17 protein-coding genes are annotated in these 15,079 nt (G+C 70.3%); 15 read left to right on the top strand and 2 right to left on the bottom strand.

Annotated features, from left to right (window positions below):
• Positions 1-9: 9 nt before the first annotated feature.
• Both OG906_RS39445 and OG906_RS39440 read right to left on the bottom strand, forming a co-directional pair.
• Positions 10-1,335: a hypothetical protein gene (locus OG906_RS39445; RefSeq protein WP_329449066.1), complete on the bottom strand. Its 1,326-nt coding sequence runs from the start codon at positions 1,333-1,335 to the stop codon at positions 10-12.
• Positions 1,336-1,525: 190 nt separating this feature from the next.
• Positions 1,526-1,792 (bottom strand): hypothetical protein, encoded by a 267-nt coding sequence (locus tag OG906_RS39440; protein ID WP_329449065.1) that lies wholly within the window; start codon positions 1,790-1,792, stop codon positions 1,526-1,528.
• 15 nt (positions 1,793-1,807) lie between these two features.
• Here OG906_RS39440 and OG906_RS39435 point away from each other — a divergent pair, with 15 nt between their 5' ends.
• From OG906_RS39435 to OG906_RS39365, 15 genes are all read left to right on the top strand, one after another.
• On the top strand, positions 1,808-2,740 hold the full coding sequence (locus OG906_RS39435; RefSeq protein ID WP_329449064.1) for a hypothetical protein: 933 nt from the start codon (positions 1,808-1,810) through the stop codon (positions 2,738-2,740).
• Between the two features lie 22 nt (positions 2,741-2,762).
• Positions 2,763-4,070 (top strand): Eco57I restriction-modification methylase domain-containing protein, encoded by a 1,308-nt coding sequence (locus OG906_RS39430; RefSeq protein WP_329449063.1) that lies wholly within the window; start codon positions 2,763-2,765, stop codon positions 4,068-4,070.
• Between the two features lie 130 nt (positions 4,071-4,200).
• Positions 4,201-4,758, top strand: a complete 558-nt coding sequence (locus OG906_RS39425) for a hypothetical protein (protein WP_024127013.1) — start codon at positions 4,201-4,203, stop codon at positions 4,756-4,758.
• Positions 4,759-4,920: 162 nt separating this feature from the next.
• Entirely contained in the window at positions 4,921-5,595 is a 675-nt protein-coding gene (locus OG906_RS39420; protein WP_329449062.1) for a GNAT family N-acetyltransferase, read from the top strand.
• Positions 5,596-6,122: 527 nt separating this feature from the next.
• The gene (locus tag OG906_RS39415; RefSeq protein WP_329449061.1) at positions 6,123-6,587 is read left to right on the top strand and encodes a hypothetical protein; all 465 of its coding nucleotides are present in this window, start codon (positions 6,123-6,125) and stop codon (positions 6,585-6,587) included.
• Between the two features lie 77 nt (positions 6,588-6,664).
• A complete protein-coding gene (locus OG906_RS39410; protein WP_024127017.1) occupies positions 6,665-6,967 on the top strand; it encodes a hypothetical protein in 303 nt (100 codons plus the stop codon).
• Positions 6,968-7,089: 122 nt separating this feature from the next.
• Entirely contained in the window at positions 7,090-7,428 is a 339-nt protein-coding gene (locus tag OG906_RS39405; RefSeq protein ID WP_181411817.1) for a hypothetical protein, read from the top strand.
• Between the two features lie 252 nt (positions 7,429-7,680).
• On the top strand, positions 7,681-8,043 hold the full coding sequence (locus OG906_RS39400) for a hypothetical protein (protein ID WP_024127019.1): 363 nt from the start codon (positions 7,681-7,683) through the stop codon (positions 8,041-8,043).
• Between the two features lie 146 nt (positions 8,044-8,189).
• Entirely contained in the window at positions 8,190-9,206 is a 1,017-nt protein-coding gene (locus tag OG906_RS39395) for an N-6 DNA methylase (protein WP_329449060.1), read from the top strand.
• A 47-nt stretch (positions 9,207-9,253) separates the two neighbouring features.
• Positions 9,254-10,606: a DUF4007 family protein gene (locus tag OG906_RS39390; protein WP_329449059.1), complete on the top strand. Its 1,353-nt coding sequence runs from the start codon at positions 9,254-9,256 to the stop codon at positions 10,604-10,606.
• Between the two features lie 211 nt (positions 10,607-10,817).
• Positions 10,818-11,426, top strand: a complete 609-nt coding sequence (locus tag OG906_RS39385) for a hypothetical protein (protein ID WP_024127023.1) — start codon at positions 10,818-10,820, stop codon at positions 11,424-11,426.
• Between the two features lie 109 nt (positions 11,427-11,535).
• Positions 11,536-12,219, top strand: a complete 684-nt coding sequence (locus OG906_RS39380) for a hypothetical protein (RefSeq protein WP_212728548.1) — start codon at positions 11,536-11,538, stop codon at positions 12,217-12,219.
• Between the two features lie 284 nt (positions 12,220-12,503).
• The gene (locus OG906_RS39375) at positions 12,504-13,241 is read left to right on the top strand and encodes a hypothetical protein (protein ID WP_329449058.1); all 738 of its coding nucleotides are present in this window, start codon (positions 12,504-12,506) and stop codon (positions 13,239-13,241) included.
• Positions 13,242-13,315: 74 nt separating this feature from the next.
• Positions 13,316-14,110: a deazapurine DNA modification protein DpdA family protein gene (locus OG906_RS39370; RefSeq protein ID WP_329449057.1), complete on the top strand. Its 795-nt coding sequence runs from the start codon at positions 13,316-13,318 to the stop codon at positions 14,108-14,110.
• Between the two features lie 5 nt (positions 14,111-14,115).
• The gene (locus tag OG906_RS39365; protein WP_443067516.1) at positions 14,116-15,039 is read left to right on the top strand and encodes a Mom family adenine methylcarbamoylation protein; all 924 of its coding nucleotides are present in this window, start codon (positions 14,116-14,118) and stop codon (positions 15,037-15,039) included.
• Positions 15,040-15,079 lie beyond the last annotated feature (40 nt).

Below are 15,079 nucleotides of genomic sequence, written 5' to 3'. Positions count from 1 at the left end.
GCCCCGGACTCACCATCCCGCCAGCGGATCGCCCAGCACCCGCCGGTCGGCACCATAGACTGCCGCCATCAGGTCCGAGATGCCGCTGTTGTCGGCATGCATCAGCAGCAACTCAAGCTCCAGAGCCTCGAAGGGCTCCAAGTACGTCTCCTTGGTCGTGCGCTGATCCGCGTGCCCGAGCAGCAGCCGCACCAGGTCCCAGGTGCTGCCGAACTCGTAGCGCAGGTCGCGCAGTTCCTCCCCGTCCAGGTGCGCAAACTTCTTGTCGAACAGCAGCCGGCCCACCGAGAACCAGCGCAGCGCGAAGCTGTGGCGGAGCATGTGGGCGGCCCCGGCGAAACCCTCCACCCCCAGGTCGTCCTTCAACCGCTTGTTGGCCTGGGTGAAGACGTGCTGCCATCCGTGAGGGTCCCGCGGCATCCCGTCCTCGTTCAGCCACAGCGCCACCGGTTCCAGCCCCTGCGGCGTCTCACGCAGCAACAGCCGACGAGCCTCCGGCGTCAGCGAGTCGAGCGGCACCTCCTCCACCAGCGCGTCCTGCCCGACCAGCCTCGCCCGCCGCCCGGGCAGCATCCGCGTCAGCACCCGGGTGCCGGCCATGCGCTCATACCGTCCAGCGGCCCGGGCCCGTCGCACCGCGGTCGCCCGCTCGCCCTCGCAGTAGTTCAGCACCGGCACCAGGCCCTTGCGCGACATCCAGTACTTGCGCGCGACGTTGCCCTTCGCGACCTTCTCGGCCAGGTGGCAGGTGTAGAAGCCGCGGCTGGGGTCGTCCGGCGGGAGTTCGACCAGCAGTAGCGAACCGCCCTCCTCCAGCCGCAGCCCCGAGTTGTAGAGGCAGTCCGCGAAGGCGGCGTTGCGCTGTCCGTTGCGGCCCCGCCAGCCCGGATCCTCGTCGCCCTCCAGCGTCAGCCCGAGCAGCCCGCAGTCCCGATAGCGCTCGTAGCCCGCCGGGTCGAACCACTTCACATCCCGGTCCCGCGTCGCCTTCGGGTCGGTCACAACCTTCTCCGACTGCGTGCCATCCCGGCGCTTGCCCCGACCCGGGCGAGTCCGGATCGGATTGGGGATCTGGAACTCCTTCGCCGCCCACACGTAGAACAGCCGGATGTTGATGATGTTGTCGCTGTAGGTACCCGACTCCACCAGGCGCGTGTTACGCCCGTCCAGCATCCGCCAGGTCTTGAAGGCCTCCACCGCGGTCGGCTCGACGTCATCCCACGGCCGCCCGTACGCCCACAAGAAGCTCAGCCACACCACGAGGCTGTACGCGTACTTCCGCCAGGTCAGCCGGCCCAGGTCGCGGACCTCATCGCTGTCGAACCATCTGTCCACCCGAAGATCTGACGCCCCCAGGGGATCGAGCAGGAAGGGCTGTCCCGCCCTCCGCGGCGCTGCCGCGGCCCGCAACAGGACATCCCGATGTTGCAACACGACCGGATCGTCGTACGCGCGGGAAAGATCCACCTGCTCCCCATGAAAGTAGACCTTCCATCTCACGTCACGGATCCTGCATAGCCGCACGTCATGCCGGGACCGCAACAACCATCGTCCACCCGAACGGGTGACACTTCCTGTACCCGGATCCAGCAACACAGATCTGCAACAACACAGATCTCGCTAGAGAACGTAGGAGTTTCCCGACACGATCTCCGACGTCGAGAACCACGTCCTGCCGCTGCTGCGGGAGAAGGGCATCCGGTACACGCAGGTCGCGCGCGCCGGCCACCTGGAGTCCGCCGGCGTCCAGGTCCTCTCCGACACCACGAATCCCGGCAAGGTCTTCGACCACGGCCAGTGGACCCTCATGGACGAGCTGGAGGCCAACGGCACCGTTCCGCAGTACGCGGGCGGGCACAAGTGCGCGCAGAAGTTCAAGGCCTTCGCCATTGATGATCTTCAACTGCGGGAGGCCGGCGGCCAGACGGTCGGCAAGCTGTTCGGCTACAACGCCGACGAGCGCAGGCGCGCGGTCAAGGCCAACAAAGCCCAGGCCGAGCGCAACGAAAGGGCCGGCCGCCAGACCTTCGCTCTGGACTACCCGCTGCTCCGGCTCGGTTGGGGCCGCAAGGACGTGCAGGGCTACGTCAAGGACCGCCTCGGGATCGACATGTCCAAGTCATATTGTTCTGTTTGCCCGTTCTCTGGGGTGTGCTCGCCGCAGCCGGACCACCTGAAGCGGCTGCGGAAGTACCCCGACCTCGCGGCGCGCGTGCTGCGCCTGGAGTACCTGTCGATGGCCCTGAACGACAACAGCTCCCTCTACAAGGACGACACCCTGTTCCGGCGGGTCACTCACGACCAGAACACCGAGGCGCTCGGCCAGTTCAACGCCCGGCTCGACGAGGAGCCCTGGGCGGTCTACCGGGTGCAGCGCGTCTACACCGCCGGCCGACGGCCCGAGTGCAAGACCGATCACGGCGACCGATGCGCCAAGCCCGAATGCCGCGACAACGGCATCAAGGGCACCGTCTACCGGTCGGTGAAAACCGTCCGCACCGGCAGCCGCACCGAAGCCGGCACCTTCCTGACCACCGCGGCCACGGCGCTGAACCGCCCGGTCGAGCACTCCACGGACGCCCACGGCGCCGGCATCGCCCGCGTGCGCACCCGCGTCCGCCCGGACTCCAAGACGTACGGGACGGCCGAGGACTTCTACGTGACCGCCCCCGCCGGCGTGCAGGACAAGGCCCGCCCTGCCTTCGCCGAGGTCTGGGCCGCGATGACCGACAGCCAGTAGCACCCGACCCCTGCGAGGAAAGATGACCACCCGCACCCTGCCACCGGGCGCCTACGACAAGCTCACCGCCACGGTCACGCGCGACACCGGCGACCGGCGCACGGCCGCCCTGTGGATCCACGCCGCGGCCCTCGCCCGGCACGCCCACGACCACGTCCTGGCCCCGGCCGACGACCGCCCTCCGGGCCCGGGCGGCCTGCTGAAGTCCCTGGAGAGCCTCGCCAACTGCCACCCCGCGCTCATCCCGCTCGTCGATCCGGCCGTACTGCCGCTGTGGGAGCAGCCGCTCGGCGCGGCCGCCTGGGCTGCCATCGAGGAGTTCTGGGACCGGCACCCCGCTCTGGAAGGTGAGCACCGCGTGGACGGCTACGCGCTCGGCGACACCTACCAACTGCTGTCCGAGGAGGCCCGCAAGGGGCGCGCCCTGTGCCAGACGCCGCCCTGGGTCGCCCGTCTCCTGCTGCGCCTGTCACTGGAGCCGGCGATGGAGGAGTGGGGGCCAGCCGATGCCCGGATGATCGACCCTGCCTGCGGGACCGGGCACATCGCCGTCGCCGCGTTCCACATGGTCCGCGTCCCGCCGATCCGCGGCCGCCGGCCCGCTCCGGTCGGGCACGGGCCGCGGGCCGTCGAGCGGGCGCTCGCCGCGGTGTCGGGTGTGGACCTCGACGCGTACGCCGCCGCGCTGACCGCCTACCGGCTCCTGGCGAGCTCGGCGCACGTCCTCGGCGTGAGCCTGGACCGCGTCCCGGCGTCGTGGCCCGTCAACGTGGCCGCCGCCGACTCCCTGCTGGACCGCACCGAGCCCCTGCTGGCCGCTGGCGCCTACCACGCGTGCGTGGCCAACCCGCCGTACATCACCCCGAAGGACCCCACCGTCCGCGACCAGGTCCGCGCCGCGTACCCGCAGGTGGCGGCTGGCAAATACTCACTGGCCCTGCCCTTCACCGCGCTGATGCTCGAGCACCTGGCCGTCCCGGGCGGCTTCGTGGCGCAGCTGACCGCGAACTCGTTCATGAAGCGAGAGTTCGGCAGGCGGTACGTCACCGAGTTCCTGCCCCGCTTCGACGCGCGCTGGATCATCGACACATCCGGGGCCTACATCCCGGGCCACGGAACCCCCACCTGCATCCTCGTCCACCGGGCCCGGCCGCCGGTCGGCGACACGGTCACGGTGATCCGGGGCAACCGTGGAGAGCCCCACGTTCCGGAGGACCCCGCACGGGGGTTGGTCTGGAGCGCGATCGAGGACGCGGTCGACAGCCGGCTGGCCTGGGACCGATTCCAAGCGGGGGCGGAGCTCGCACGGCGTGGTGGGGACACTCCTTAGATCGTTGCGTATTCGCATTTCAATGTGTATTGTTTCTCTCGGATCGGGCCAACGCCCCACCACACCAACCCACTTGACGAGCGCAGCTCTAGGCTTCGCGCCGTCCCAGTGCATCCGGGGACTGATACAGATGAAGCGGAACAAGCCGCTCATAAAGCGCCGCAAGGCGGGAACACAGCACGAGCGGCGGAGGCCGTACCAGTGGCAGGAGAGCGCCACCACCTATTGGGCGCTGGCCGTGCCCCAGGCGTTCGCCGGGACCGGCCAGACCGTTCTCGACATGACCGGAGCGGTGCCCGCGGGCGCAGACGAGTCGTCCCCCGACAGCCCGCGCTACGGCTCCTCATTGCGCTGGCGGCTCGACCGCGACGGCCAGACCCAGTTTGTCTATGGCAAGGAGGTCTGGCGCCGCTACCAGGGCGAGAGTCAGGCGGCCTACGGCAAGCGCATCGCCGAATCGTTCCGTCGGTCCCTCCCCACCTCTCCGGACGTGTACCACGTGTTCGTCGCGGAGCGGCCGGGATGCGCACGCGGAACGCGATGCCCGCTCACGCAGCACTGGTACACGGCCATCGAGGCCGACCTGTCGACGCATCGGCCGGATCGGTGCCCGATGGGCGTTCTCAATGACGGCCCGCCCTGGCGCCTGATCGGACAGACCGTTCCTGACGGCCGCCACATCTACTGAGGCCCCTCCGCACAGCACTCCGGGCCGTCCGGGCAGCTCGCCCGCTCCGGTCGGCCCGGCCCCGCCCCGGTCCAGCGTGACCGAGCCCGCCGTTGAGGACCCCTCCGGCGGCCCACAACCAGAGGCGACGTACTGCGCCTCGCATCACCGCCAGGAGCCTCCATGGGTACCACTCGCACGCGCCTGCCCGGCATCACCTTCCGGGACGCGGCGCCCACCGACGCCGACGCCGTCATGCGCCTCCTCGCCGACGTGAATCCCGACGACCCCAACGCGTTCGAGGAGGTCCGGCCGAACCTGTCCCTGCCGCAGGAAGGGCCCCTTTCCCACTTCCGGGCCCTAATGGTCGTGGCCGAAAGCGATGAAGGCGAGACGCTCGGCGTCCTCCTGGGAGGCGCTCCGCTGTGGCTCTTCGACCATCCCGGCATCGACGTGCCGCTGGCGCACCTTCTGGCGGAACGAATCGCGATCATCACCGCCGTTGCCGTGGACCCCGATCAGCGCGGGCGAGGCATCGGGGCCGAACTCATCCGGCATTCCGTACGCCGCTTCACACGCGCCGACTACGGGCTGCTGACCCTTAACTGCTTCCCGAAGCTGGAAAGCTACTACCAGGGTCTCGGCTTCTCGATCATGAACGACCTGAACGTGGCCCTCGGCCCCCTGAACGCGGTCGGGCACCGTTGGGGCGACACCCGGGTGGCCGCCCGGCTCCTGGACCGATACACGACCTTCGTCGACGTCCCGGGCCTTCCCTCCCCGGTCGTCTCGGGCGTCCTTCCCAACACCCGCATGGCCCGTGGGGCGTACTTCGACGGGGAGCAGTTTTGTGCCTGACCCGATCACGGCCCGGGCTGTCCGCACTCCCGGGCCGCACAATTCACGCACGGGTGCAGGTGTCGGCCGGCATCCAGAACGAAGGAGGAACTGATGCCGGTTGTCGACGGGAAGAGCCCGAGCCCATGGCGCCGTTGGGCGCTCCGATGGGGCGCGCCGAGTGCAGCCGTCGCCCTGGTCAGTGTGTGGGTACTGGAGCCCGGCAGCGTTGTGGGCGCGATCATTACAGCCGGAGTGGCGCTGGGGGCGCTGTTGGTCTTCGTCGGCACGATGCCCCGTCGGCAGCCGCCTGGAGAACTGCGAGCGCGCAGGGATGCCGGCGGGAACGAGTAGAGCAGCTCCGCGCCGCCACGGGTTGCGCTGAGCGCTCGAACTAGGTGGAAGGCGGGGACGGCTGACTGACCGGACCCGCCTTCATCAACCCCTTGACGTTGCGTATTGCTTTTTCGTTGTGTAGATTGATCACATCGCTGGCGGGTCCTCAAGTCCACGCCGCGTCCACCCCGTTGCCGTTCAGGAGCCCTGCCATGCCCGTTGCCGTCGCCCATGAGGTCGCCGCCGCCCTTCTCGCCTACCGCCAGAGCAGCAACGACATCTGGCTGACCCTTGTGGACGTCACCACCGACCTGATGCACCTGGCCAGCCACATGCGGGCCGACTTCGAGCGCTGCCTCGACGGCGACGCCAGGGCGCGCCTCGACGAACGGCCACTGGCCGCCATGCCGAACCTCGCCCCGTCCGTCGGGCCGATCACCAACACCGACGACTCGGCCGCCGAAGACCACCTCTTCGACAACTACGTGCACGCGAGCGACGCCGCTGCTGCCCTCCGCGTGCACATGGCAGACGACGCCTACCCCACCTGCTCGAAGGCGCTGTACGTGCTGCTCAACGATCTGCGCGCCTACACCCATGACCTCGGCTTCGACTTCGACGAGGTCATGCGAGCGGCATCACAGGCCCACCGAGTCGACCAGCGCAAGGCCAAGTAGCACCACAAGCCCCCGGCGGCACCGATGCCCTCGGTGCCGCCGCCCCGACAGACATCCCGCCCGGAAGGACCTCCATCATGACCACGCCCCTGATCCCCGCCCCGGCTCGGTCCGGCCGCGGCTCGATACGCATGCACCTCGACCGCGGCGAGCACCCCGCGACCCGGGTTCCGCTTCTGGGCAGCGATCTCGACAACCCCTCCGCCGTCTGCGGAGGGTGCGCCAACAAGGTGTTCAAGCAGCTCCACGACGGCCGGGAGCGCCTCAAGTGCGGTCTTCTGCCCCGCGGAAGCCGCGGGCTGCGCGGCCCCGATCTGCGGGACTCCATGCCCGCGTGCGTGAAGTACGCCGCCGCGCCGAGCGCTCTGCGGAACGCCTGAAAGCCGAGCAGCCCGACCCGACCGGCAACGCCTCTCCGCGTTGCCGCCACCCACGGCGGCGCGGTGGGGCACAGCCCAACATCACCTCAGCCCGCTCTCAACGACCCGGGGAACTCACGCCGATGACTGTGTACTTCACGTTCATACCGTCGCGCCGGAAGAAGCCGGCCGATCTGACCGCGATGGAGTTCGCCCCGAACCAGGAAGTTCCCGAGCGGGCACTTAAGCGCCGCGTGGCCCACCACCACGGCCCGACCTATTACGACGGCGTCAAATACGGCACGTCCCTCGCCGACAGTCCGGCCGAAGACTTCCCCGACGCAGACCCCAGTGCGTATCTGCTCGTGTGGAGGCGCTCCGCCACCCAGGTCGCACCGAAACGGGGCGAAGCACCCGACGAGGTGTGGACCCTCACCCCGCGCGGCCGAGTGGTCAAGAACTCCGCCGACGCGACTCGGTGACGGTAGCGAGGCTCTAAGTCCGGCATCCGGCCCCGCGCAAGCCGCATGCCTCGCCCCTGAGTTGCGTAGGTCCACGCCTCCGTGCGTGCAGTACGCCGCCCGGCACACGAGCAAGCACCGGACCGCCCTCGGTTCCCACAGGAATGAGCCTCGCGCCCCAAGTCGGGGCGCGTGCAGGCCACCGAGAGGGCTGGGCTCCCTCAGACTCCGCACCCCCAACACCACCCGCACTCACCCTTCGGAGGCGTGATCATGCTGCCCGGCCTCGCCCAGCACATCGACTTCCAGCCCGCCCACAACAACTACACCCGCGGGTTCCTCGTGGTGAACAAGGCCAGCCCCACCGTGCACGGGTACGTGTGGGAACACACCCTCTCGGACGGCACGACCACGTGGGTCGCCCAGCCCGATGCGACCAACGACGCCTCGCGCATCCCCGGATTCCAGTCCCGAGAGTGGGCCGGCGAGTTCCTGTACGAACGCGAGTGGCCCAAGTTCATCCATCGCGAGGACGCCGCGGCCCATGCCCTCCCGGAGCCGGGATGCACCGACCACGCGCCGTGCGGGACGTGCTCCCTGTGCGAGCCGGACCTGTCCCGCCGCGGAGTCCTCTGAATGTGCCGGGGGTGGCCGCTCGTACGGCACCACCCGTCACCACAACGTGCAGGCCCGGGGGGCCGCGGACGGTGCGTTCTCGCCCGCGGCCCTGGCCCTGCCCTCCTGTTCCCGACCAGCAGACCCACCTACGTCCTGGAACCCTCATGTCCACTGACACCACCGCCGCCCTCGTGATCGAGGCCGTTGACCAGGCACACACCCACAAGGCCCAGAACTGCACCGATCCAAGCTGTGCCCGGCATGCCGGCACGACCGACTGCCCCCCGATCACCGTCAGCCGAAGCCCCGGTTCCGTCCTCGGCGAGGCGGTCGCCGACGCCTGGTACGCCGCCGGCGGCAGCCGGCTGGACATCCCCGCAGGGGTCGTCGCCGCCCTCGCACTGTGGCCCCAGAAGTCCCCGGGCGCCGAGGCCGCCGACACGATCGCCGCGTACATCGCCGCACAACCCCCGCGCGTCCTGGTCCGTGGCCTGGCCGAGAGCGCCAACTACTACTGGCGCCTTCGCCCCGACCTGTGGACCACCGCCCGCCCCCTGTTCGACTGGACAAGAGAGGACCTCCACGACACGCACCTCGCGGGCGTGCGGGCCGTGACCCGCGCCGCAGTGCGCCACGGGGTCCTCCAGCACACCGGAGACACCGACCCCGCCGGTAGGTCCCGGATCGACCTGCTCTCCTGGGTCATCACAAGCCTGCGCCACCACCACTCCCGGCGCAGCCTCGGCGAGTACCACACCCCGCCCGATGTCAGCGCCCTGATCACCGCGATGCTGGCCAACGACGGCAGTTCAGAAAAGCGGCCCCACCAACGCGGCGAGTGGGCTCTCGAGCCGACCGCCGGGACCGGAGGGCTCTTCCGCTCCGCCGCGCAGGAACTGCGCCGCGACGGCGAGGACCCAGCCGACCGCGGCTGGGTCATGCTCGAACTCGACCCCCTCGCCGCCGCCGGAGCCGCCGTCAATGCCCTCGTATGGGAACTGGGCCCCCGGGCGGTCGTCGGCTGCGGAGACGTCCTCGCCCAGCCCGACCTGGCCGAGGACACCCTCGCCCAGGCGCGCGACGTGGCCCGCCACCGCGATGACGTCATGAAGATGGTCCGCTTCGCGATCGCCACCCGCACCACCAAGCAGCTGCTGGACGCCCTCACGGCCAGCAGGTAGCCGCATGGCCCGGCCCACTTCCGTGGGCCGGGCCGAAAGGAGGAAACGTGGCGCACGTTCACGACCACACGGAGGGCCAGGCCGTGACTCAGGCGCTGCGCGCCGTCCTGCCCATCCCCAGCCGGACCCGCGTGTACATGCTGGCCTGTGGATGCCCTGACGCCGAGGGCTGTCTGACCTGGTACATCGACACCGAAACCCGGGCCTACGAGCTCGAACTCGCCCCCGCCCAAGCCCGCCTGCGGCACGTCCAGGTGACCAGCCGACCGCTCGTCGGCGACGGCACCACCTGGAGCGAGGACTTCCTCGTCCCCGGCCCACCGGCCCACCGGCCGACTGGGCGCAGCCCCTCGCGCGTCTCGTCGCCCGGCTCACCCTCTCCGACCGCAGCCCCCTCTCACTCGACTGAGTCTCACCAAGGGATCACCGTGCCGAACCACACCCCCATGACCGGCTGCCTGCCCGCCTTCGGCCGGCACCGCGGCTACCCACCCCGCGACGGGTGGCTCCGCAAGGTCTACCTCGCCCTGCTCCAGGATCACGCCGCCCTGCGCCGCCCCGACGCGACCGTCGTGCTCGGAGTCGGCAAGAGCATGGTCCCGGCCATGTCCTTCTGGTCCCAGGCCTTCGGACTGGCCGCCCGGCACGGCCGGGACTTGGTGCCCACCGACCGGGCCCACTGGCTCTTGGACGAGGAAGCCGGAGCAGACCCCTTCCTTGAGCTCGACACCAGCCTGTGGGTGCTTCATTGGTGGCTGGTGAGCGCCGAACGGTGCCATGTGCCCAGCTGGCGCTACCTCTTCGGGTACTCCCCGATCAGCCGGTACAGCCGCGCAGAACTGCAGGGACGCCTTGTGGCGGCCGCCGAAGCCGCCGGCCACAAGAGCCCGGCCCGATCGGTAGTCGCCGCGGACATTGCCTGCCTGGTCAGCATGTACGCGCTCCGGGACCGCGACGCAACGGGTGTCGAGGACGAACTCGCCAACCCCTTCCGCACCCTGCACCTGCTCGACCCCGAACCTCCCGCTGGTGGAGCTGCCGGCCGAAGCCACGGCGTGGCCGTCCGCCGCACCGCCGGCCGCCGCTGCCCCGACGTCGTCCAGGCGTACGCGAGCCTGGACTTCGCCGCCCGCACCGCAGGTCCCGCGCCCGGCTCCATCAGCCTCGCCCGTCTCGCCTCCGATCCCCTCGGGCCGGGCAGGCTTTTGCTCACCGGCAACGAAGACCTCCGCCGGGCCGTGCACAGGGTCGCCGGCCGCCATGCGGATCTGGCCGTTGTGCAGTCCGGCGACGGGCAGGAGACCCTCGCCTACTCGCGCGGGCCCGCTCTCCTCGCCGAGGAGGTCCTGGCCACCGCCTATCCCGCCCTGCAGCCTGATGCCGGCCGCGCGTGGGGGTAACTCGCTGCTCGGTCCGGGTCCTGACGGCTTCCGCCTTCGCCGCCGGGATCCGAGCCGACGCCGCGATGGCACCGTGATGCCCGCGGGCACACGACGCGACTCAATGTTGCTTATTCATATTTCACTGTGTATTCTGATCTCAGTTGGTGGTGCTCGCCCCCTCGGCTTGAGCGTCCCAGCCCTTCCCTACCGACGAGATCAGGAGACACTCATGCGCATCAAGACCGGTGAGCAGCACCAGGGTTGGACCGTGGTCGACCAGGCACGGCGCGAGTGGCGCGGCTCCTTCGAGGGTGTGTGGCTCGGCGTAGACGAGTCCACGGGGCACTGGATGGTCGGCCGCCAGCACGACGGGCAGTCGATGGATGACGGCTTCGACACGACCGGCAACTGGTCCAGGTCCCGGATCTTCCGTGAGGACAACGAGTACCTGAACATGCGCCGGGCCCTGGCGGCGTACGACGAAGAGGCCAGGAACGCGAGCGATGTCTGGAACGGAATGTGGGACCAGCGCGCCCACGAAGCCGTCGCCCGGCACCTTGCGCACCGCGTCCCGTTCCCGGCCCCGCTCCAGCTCTCGGCCGGATGGATCGGGCGGGGCCTGAGCGACTCCCACTCGCCGATGGGGGCGACGATTCCGCTCGACGGGCCGGTGGCCAAATATGAGCTGATTCGCTACCTCCAGGGTCAGACCCGGTTCGACGAGACCGTGACGGAGGCGGGATCGGTCTCCGAGCAGGAGGCGTACCAGCTGATCATCAACGCGACCGGGCCGATCCTGGTCGTGTGCCGGGGGGTGAAGTTCTACCTCAGCAAGTAGGCCGGACGGCACGTGAGGCGCGGGGCCGCGAGCACCGCGCCCGTGCCGCCAGCCACCCACCCGACGCACCGAAAGCGAGGACGCCGCCCCCGGGGGCGGCGGAGAAGACATGGACCACAAGAACCTCATCGGCCACGACGGCGCCGTTCACGAGGGTCTGCTCAACAGCCACACCGGCTTTCTGATTGACGTGGTCTGCGACGCGGGCCGGTACTCGGTCGTCCACCACTACGAGCACTTGGACCCGGCGCGCGTCACCGACGCCCCGCTCTCCTGTCCGGCGTGCGTCGCCGCGAGCCCGCCCGCCGCCGGGTCCCTCCACCGCGGTCGTCTGGCCCACCGGTACGCCAAGGACGTCCTCGCCCGCGCCGACAACCGCGGATATCCGCCCGGCCTGGACGACGAGGCACTGCGCCTGGCGTTCGTGGCACTCACGGTGGAGGACCCGCCGTCCCAGCGTCTCTACGCGCTGATCAGAGAGCACTTGGCCGACATGCTGACCGATCGTGCGCTGGCCGTGCCGGAAGGGATCCCCCAGGTCCTGGTGCCCTACACGCGGTACACCGGCGGCGAGGTCCAGGCTCCGGTCGGGCCTGGGGACCGCCTCATGCGCGACGGCGTCGCCAGCGGCCACTTCCCGATCGTGCGGGTCGAAGCGGTCGAGGAATCACCGACCGGCGTCACCGTCACCGTCCGAGAGAAGGACTGGCACCCGTTCACGTGGTCCGCGCAGGAGCTCGGCCGGTGCTTCTTCAAACTCGACCGGGCGCCGCTGCCCGCAGCCGAGCGCTGACCGGCTCTCGCGACTCCACCTGACTCCGCCGTCACCGGCCGCAGGCGGGCGGGCACCCACTGCTTTCGCTGCGGCCCCTGCCCCGCGGGTGTGCGCTGAGACAGCCGCCCGCCCCTGGCGCCCTGGCGCAGCTCCACCACCGCGCGCCCGGCACCTTCACGCCCCGGCCCTCCACCCGCCGCCTTCGCTCCGCGCCCCGGCCGCGCTCCCCCACCGCCGGCCACCCGACGCACCCGCCAGTCGTACGTCGCCTCTCCCCGCCTCGTCTCATGGAGCGCTCCGTCATGCCCTCAGTCGATTTCGACCCGCTCGTCGCCGAGGAGCAGCTACTCGCTGCGGCACGCGCTGGGATCCGCTCGATCACGCACGCCACCGGAACCTGTACAGCCCAGGACCTCTCGGAACTTCTCGCCCAGCAGCTCCGCGCCGGCCTGCTCCGCCAAGCCCTCCCCCTCCCGGGATCCTCGGGCCCCGGTGAGCTCGACGTCGAAGCCGTGGTTCAGGCGAACTACGAGCTGGAGACCACCATCCACGGCCGGGCCGCGCAGGTGCGCTTCACGCCGGGTCTTGCCCAGAGCGGTGTGGCTCACGGGGAGCACATGGACGTCCGGGCCGCCGTGTCGCTCACGTACCGGGTCAGCCTCCAGTTCGAGTGCGCCGTGGTCAGCACCGACCGCGGCCAGAGCTGGTCCACGGCCCTCACCAGCGCCCGGCGCCCTTGGCTGACGTCTGCCAAGAACCTGTGCCCTGAAGTCGGCGAGCAGGTGACCGCCCTCATGCACACCCCCGCCCACGGCCCGGGCCTCGCACCGGTCATCGACGCGGCACGCCTCGTCGCAGCCACGCGGGCCCTGACCCGGCTCCGTGTCGCGCAGGGCGACCTTGCCTTCGCCGGCTCCCGCGCCGTCGCGGCCCGGGCCGTGTTCGAGCGGTACGGCTGCGGTCCTGGCGACGCAACCCGGCTCCACGCGCGTCTGCGGGAGCTCGCGGCCGCGCAGGACAAGGGCCTCGTCGGCTGGTGAGCCCTGCCCGCCGCCGCGCGGAGGTCCCGCGCGGCGGCACCGCCCCACCCGATGCCTTCACGTTCGGAGAGGTCATGCCCGTTCTCGTTCCAGCACAGCCCGCACAGGCGGCACCGCCGTTGCCGACCTTCTGGCTCGGCGTCCACCGCCCGCACTGGCTCAAGGAGAGCCGCGTGCCGATGTTCGTGTCGAACCGCCAGCTCGCCCGCGTCAAAACCCTTCCCCGCGCCGGCCACTCGTGGGCGCTCGACAGCGGCGGCTTCACGGAGATCACCAAGTTCGGCGAATGGCGCACCACCCCGCAGCAGTACGTGCAGCAGATCCGCAGGTACAGGGATGAGGTGGGCCGGCTGTCCTGGGCCAGTCAGCAAGACCTCATGTGCGAGGACGACGCGCTGCGCATGACCGGCCTGACGATCGACCAGCACCAGGACCTCACCGTCGCGAACTTCCTGACGTTGCGCGAGCTCGCCCCCGAGCTCCCGATCATCCCCGTCGTCCAGGGGTGGCTTCGTCCCCACTACGCGCGGTGCGTCGAAAAGTTCGCGGCGGCCGGCGTCGATCTGACCAAGGAGCCCCTCGTCGGCGTGGGCAGCATCTGCCGGCGGCCCAGCACCTTCACGGCGAGCTGGATCCTGGAGGACTTGCACGCCATGGGCTTGAGGTTGCACGCCTTCGGCTACAAGAAGACCGGACTCGACGTCTCGTGGCGGCACGTGGCTTCCGCCGACAGCATGGCGTGGTCGAAGGGCGGCAGGTTCGAGCGGACCTGCGGCACGCACAAGAGCGAGGCCAACTGCCTTCCCTACGCGTTGCGCTGGCGCGAAGACCTCCTGGGCCACCTGGCCGCGGTCCGGGAGGCGGCGTGAACGGGATGCCGGTCATGCCCAGCGCCGGTGAGCTGCGGGCGATGGTGGCGGGCGACCCGCGAGGCTATGCCCAGCGGTGGTCGTTCGGCGTACCCAGCTGGCGGCACGCCTCCGAAGGAGGCTTCCGCAGGGCTCGATACGAGGTCGTCCGGATCGACGAGCAGACGGCACGCCGCTACGTCACCTCACAGCACTATCTCTCCGGATGGCCCGCAGCCATCCAACGCTTCGGGATGCTGGACACCGAGGCCGAGGCCGGCCCAGACGATCAGACCGTGCACGGGCACGTCCTGGTCGGAGCCGTGGTGCTCGCCTCCCCGATGAACGAGCGAGTTTTGACCGTCCCCTTCCCCGGACTTGCTCCGTACGCGGAGAGCGCCGAATTGGCCCGACTGATCGTCAGCCCTTCCGTCCCGGCCAACGGGGAGACGTTCCTGGTGTCCCGAGCCCTGCGGCTCGCGGCGGAGAGCGGGCTGCGCGCAGCAGTCTCCTTCGCCGACCCCATGCCGCGCCGACGGGTCACCGGCGAGGGTGTCGTGATCGGCTCCCCTGGCCATCTAGGCATCGTCTACCAGGCGCTCGGCGCCCGGTTCACGGGCCGCGGCACCGCCCGGTCCCTGTGCTTCCTGCCCGACGGGTCCGTACTCAGCGCACGGTCAAAAGCCAAGGTGACCGGGCGGGAGGCTGGCAGCGGCGGGGTCGTCCGCCGCCTCGAACTTCTTGGGGCGCGGCCGCTGCGGCCCGAGGAGGAGCCGGCTCGCTGGCTGGCCGAGATCCTGCCGGCGATCGGCGCCCGCGCCGCTCGTCACCCCGGCAACCTGCGGTATCTGCTGCCCGCCGCGCGGACCCGGGCCGAGAGGTCGAGGACGGTCTTCGGGATGCCCTCTCTTCCGTACCCGAAGTGGGCGGATGATCGTCGCCCCGCCTAAGACGTTGCGTATTGCTTATTCGATGTGTAATGTGGTGGCT

It is taken from the genome of Streptomyces sp. NBC_01426, from assembly GCF_036231985.1.
GTDB lineage: Bacteria > Actinomycetota > Actinomycetes > Streptomycetales > Streptomycetaceae > Streptomyces.
Note: the sequence above shows the minus strand (reverse complement) of the source record. Positions and strands in the feature narration are given on the sequence as shown.